The sequence below is a fragment of the Siphonobacter sp. genome, assembly GCF_048595215.1.
In the GTDB taxonomy this organism is placed as follows: domain Bacteria; phylum Bacteroidota; class Bacteroidia; order Cytophagales; family Spirosomataceae; genus Siphonobacter.
This window is the reverse complement of the sequence record NZ_JBMDWJ010000110.1, coordinates 1-3,472: the sequence shown is the minus strand read 5'-3', so window position 1 is coordinate 3,472 and position 3,472 is coordinate 1. Positions and strand designations below refer to the sequence as shown.

Sequence of the window (3,472 nt, the reverse complement as noted above, 5' to 3'; positions counted from 1 at the left end):
GTCTCGCCCAGCAGATGCACGCGTCCGGGGGCAATCCCAAAGCGTTCACACTCCCGATTGATCAGTTTATAGTACTCCAGACTATGGTCGTCGATTCGACCGGCTATGATCAGGTCGTAGTCCAGATTAGCCAGCAGGGCTGGTAAAACATGGAAGGTTTTCTTCGCCATCACCGTCCCGACGGTAAATAAAAACGGACGTTCAGGCCGGAAGCTGGGCTGATGCTGAGCTAGTTCTGCTGCCGGAATGGTCGATACGTTTACACCGTTGTAGATAACCCGAATCTGGTCGAGCGGATACTGCAGGTGTTCGACAATATCGCGAGCCGCGTAATGGGAGATCGTCGTAATAACATCCACCTGATCCATATACCGGCGAGTCTGAGCCTGAAAATGCCGGTACGGGGCCGAATCGGTAGGATATTCGTAGCGATAGTTTAAATCATGAATGGTCAGGATTTTCCGACCAATGATTTTATGGGGTTTGAGCAGCGTTGGATTTTGCTGCGTAAAATGAATCAGGTCAAACTCCGGAATACTCTTCCAACGCAAATTCGTCAATACACCCCGGGTTCGGTAATGGACCTCTCCAAAGGGTTTGATGTTTGCAAACGACCGGGGGATTAAGTACTGTAAATCCATCTCGTCGGTCTGGTACGCCCGGAGCTGTTTAATCAATTCAAAGGCAAAATGATACAAACCAGTGCTCGACGTAGCAATCTGATCGGCGGTAACTAAAATTTTTCTACTCATCCCTTCTGTGGGTTTCTTTAATACCCGCCTGGAACACCATTAAACTCAAAAAAAAAGCAAGGTAGTAAAAAAACGGCACGCAGGCCTTCTATTGGGCTATGCCTAGGTACGGCGTCCTGCCTTACGAGCAAAAATAATCCCGGTCAGTATAGGAAGTTACTCCTGTACTGACCGGGACATTACGCTACTATAACTTCTATTTATTCCAATTCATTCGGATACGATCCGGAATGAGTACGGGTCGGAACGTACGCTCGCGAAGACCGTTCCAATCCATCTTTACAAGCAAATACGCAACAACACAACCTACGGACTGGGCGATTAGTAACATGATTTTTCATTTATAGGTGAACAAAAACTTTGCTTTGAGCTAAACTCCGCCCCTACGCCGGACGGCCTAATAGCTTCAATAAACGATAATGAGAGTGCAAAGCCGAAAAAAAGCTTCGATTTTCCAAATAAGGCAGATTAAAATCTTCGGCCGTCTGCTTAACCAGCTCAGTAAGAGCCGGATAATGAATGTGGCACACTTTTGGGAACAGGTGGTGTTCAATTTGCCGATTTAAGCCCCCGCAGAAAAAGGCAGCTACTGCCGAACGCGGAGCAAAATTGGCCGTAGTACGCAATTGATGAATCGCCCAAGCTTCTTCAATGGATCCTTTATCCGATGGAATAGGAAAGGAAGTACCTTCCACCACGTGGGCTAACTGAAAGACTAGCCCCAATACCAATCCTTCGACTAAGTGCATGACTAAAAAGCCAATTCCAATTTGCCACCAGCTCAAATCCAGAACCAGATAAGGCAAAATCAGGAATAGGAAATAGTACGCCAGCTTGGCAGCAAACAACTTGATATATTCCTGTTTGGGATGGGCTTGGGTTTCGTAATGACCAATCTCCTTTTTGAAAAACTTTACGAAGTCCTTACGAAATACCCAGGACAACGACGCCAGTGAGTACAGAGCAAAGGCATACCAGTGCTGATATCGTTGCCAGGGCCGTACGGGCTCGTCCGTATCTACCCGAATCAAACCGGGAGCAATTTCAATATCCTCGTCATGGCCGGGAATATTGGTATACGTATGGTGGACGATATTGTGCGTAATCTTCCAAACGTAGGGGTTGGCTCCTACCAGATAAAAACTGGCCCCTAACATCCGGTTTACCCAACTTTTGGAAGAAAAAGCTCCGTGCAGGGCATCGTGCGAGATATTAAAACCGATAAAAGCCGCAAACATTCCTAGCCCTACCGAAAAGCCAAGCATCGCCCAGACGTTAAACTGGTTGGAAAGCAACAGCCCATACAGCAGAAAGAAACCACCCAGAAAAAAAGCCGCTTTCAACCACATGGCTGAGTTGGCGTGGGGTGAAATCCCCTGTTCTTTAAAGTAAATATCCACACGTTGACGAACCGTAGCGAAAAACTGTGAACGGCTCGTGTTGGTAAATTTTAACTGGTTTTGCATGAAGATAGCATTAGCCTAACCTTTCGATGAAAGGAATCTGATGTACAGGAAATCAGGTAATTCATCCGCACGCAAAGTTTAAGCGGAGGTTAGGTACATTAAATAGATCGTAAGAGGTAACGGTGTTGGATCCTTTGAACCAGTACACCTGTATCCACGAAGGGAGATAAAGATCTTGGATTAACCGAAGCGAGTCAGGTTGCTAACCCAAGCCGAAGCAGTGTAAGAACGCAATAGGCCATTAAAGGCATTGTACTACTAGTCCCTTTTCTCGTTTAGAAATTTGCTAGTGTAGTAGTAAAACGAGTAACTACTACACTAAGTTCAGAAATCCCTTAAATAAAACGGCAGGATTAGGAATAATCCGCTTTTACTAGGGGGGAGCAAGTGCTTAGGAGAGTCACCCACTGTGTACAGCCGAAGCTTGTCGGGTGTACCTTTGTGTTTTGGTTCTTTTTTAATCTTAAACGCGTGCCCTACTCGATTACTCCCTTCCAGCCCCCTGAGCCTTTACCCATGGATCTGCTTTTGCTAGCCGATGAAAACCCGCAATTAATTAGGGAGTACTTGCCATTGAGTCAGGTTTATCTACTGAAACTTAAGGGGCAAACCCAAGGCGTAGGGTTATTACAAGTTCAGGAGCAGGAAGCCGAAATTGTCAACCTGGCCATTGCTCCGTCCTACCAGGGTCAGGGATGGGGTAAAACGCTGCTGCTCCACTTAATAGAAGTAGCCCGCCAACAAGGCTCCCCTCGGGTACTCATCAGGACCGGCAATTCCAGTATTAATCAATTCGCCCTTTATCAGCGAGTGGGCTTTGATCTCATAGACGTCCGCTACAACTATTTTCTCGAAGCCTATCCTCAACCGATTTGGGAGAACCAGATTCGGTGTAAACATCAACTCATTTTAGAACTACGCTTCTGAAGCGGCGTCTTCCGGGCATTTAGCATTTTTTCCTTCCAGAATTTTCTCAAACGCCTGCTCCTATTGAAGTCCCTAAGCATTGAGTACCCGGTGACGGGACTGCGGTACCATCCGCGGTAGCTCACTGGGTTACCGGAGCCTTCTACTCAGACAAAAATTATTGCTGGCTTCCACTTGCCACCAATAATTTCCAGTGTAACCGCCATACCACAGGTGTACTACCGGGGATTCTTGCGTTCGTACCTATCAATTTTGTATATGGTGACAAATTTGTCACTAGCTAATTAAATTATCCATCCTTGATTTCAGGAACCTATGCATCCCGTT

Annotated in this window: 4 protein-coding genes; 1 reads left to right on the top strand and 3 read right to left on the bottom strand. The window is 46.4% G+C overall.

Features of this window, described 5'->3' with window-relative positions; all coding sequences use genetic code 11:
• From ACOJTG_RS06535 to ACOJTG_RS06525, 3 genes are all read right to left on the bottom strand, one after another.
• The coding region (locus ACOJTG_RS06535) for a glycosyltransferase (RefSeq protein WP_420153069.1) at nucleotides 1-752 on the bottom strand (752 nt) is incomplete at its 3' end.
• Nucleotides 753-948: 196 nt separating this feature from the next.
• Nucleotides 949-1,083, bottom strand: coding sequence for a hypothetical protein (locus ACOJTG_RS06530; RefSeq protein ID WP_420153068.1), 135 nt, complete (start codon nucleotides 1,081-1,083; stop codon nucleotides 949-951).
• A gap of 52 nt (nucleotides 1,084-1,135) precedes the next feature.
• Nucleotides 1,136-2,218 (bottom strand): fatty acid desaturase family protein, encoded by a 1,083-nt coding sequence (locus ACOJTG_RS06525; protein ID WP_420153067.1) that lies wholly within the window; start codon nucleotides 2,216-2,218, stop codon nucleotides 1,136-1,138.
• Nucleotides 2,219-2,734: 516 nt separating this feature from the next.
• Here ACOJTG_RS06525 and ACOJTG_RS06520 point away from each other — a divergent pair.
• Nucleotides 2,735-3,145 carry a GNAT family N-acetyltransferase gene (locus ACOJTG_RS06520; RefSeq protein ID WP_420153066.1) on the top strand — a complete coding sequence of 137 codons (411 nt, stop codon included), beginning with the start codon at nucleotides 2,735-2,737 and terminating at the stop codon, nucleotides 3,143-3,145.
• Nucleotides 3,146-3,472 lie beyond the last annotated feature (327 nt).

Bases quoted from the DNA above. Each gene is read 5' to 3' on its own strand.
- ACOJTG_RS06520 (WP_420153066.1), top strand. From the start codon at position 2,735: ATGGATCTGCTTTTGCTAGCCGATGAAAACCCGCAATTAATTAGGGAG.
- ACOJTG_RS06530 (WP_420153068.1), bottom strand. From the start codon at position 1,083: ATGTTACTAATCGCCCAGTCCGTAGGTTGTGTTGTTGCGTATTTGCTT.
- ACOJTG_RS06525 (WP_420153067.1), bottom strand. From the start codon at position 2,218: ATGCAAAACCAGTTAAAATTTACCAACACGAGCCGTTCACAGTTTTTC.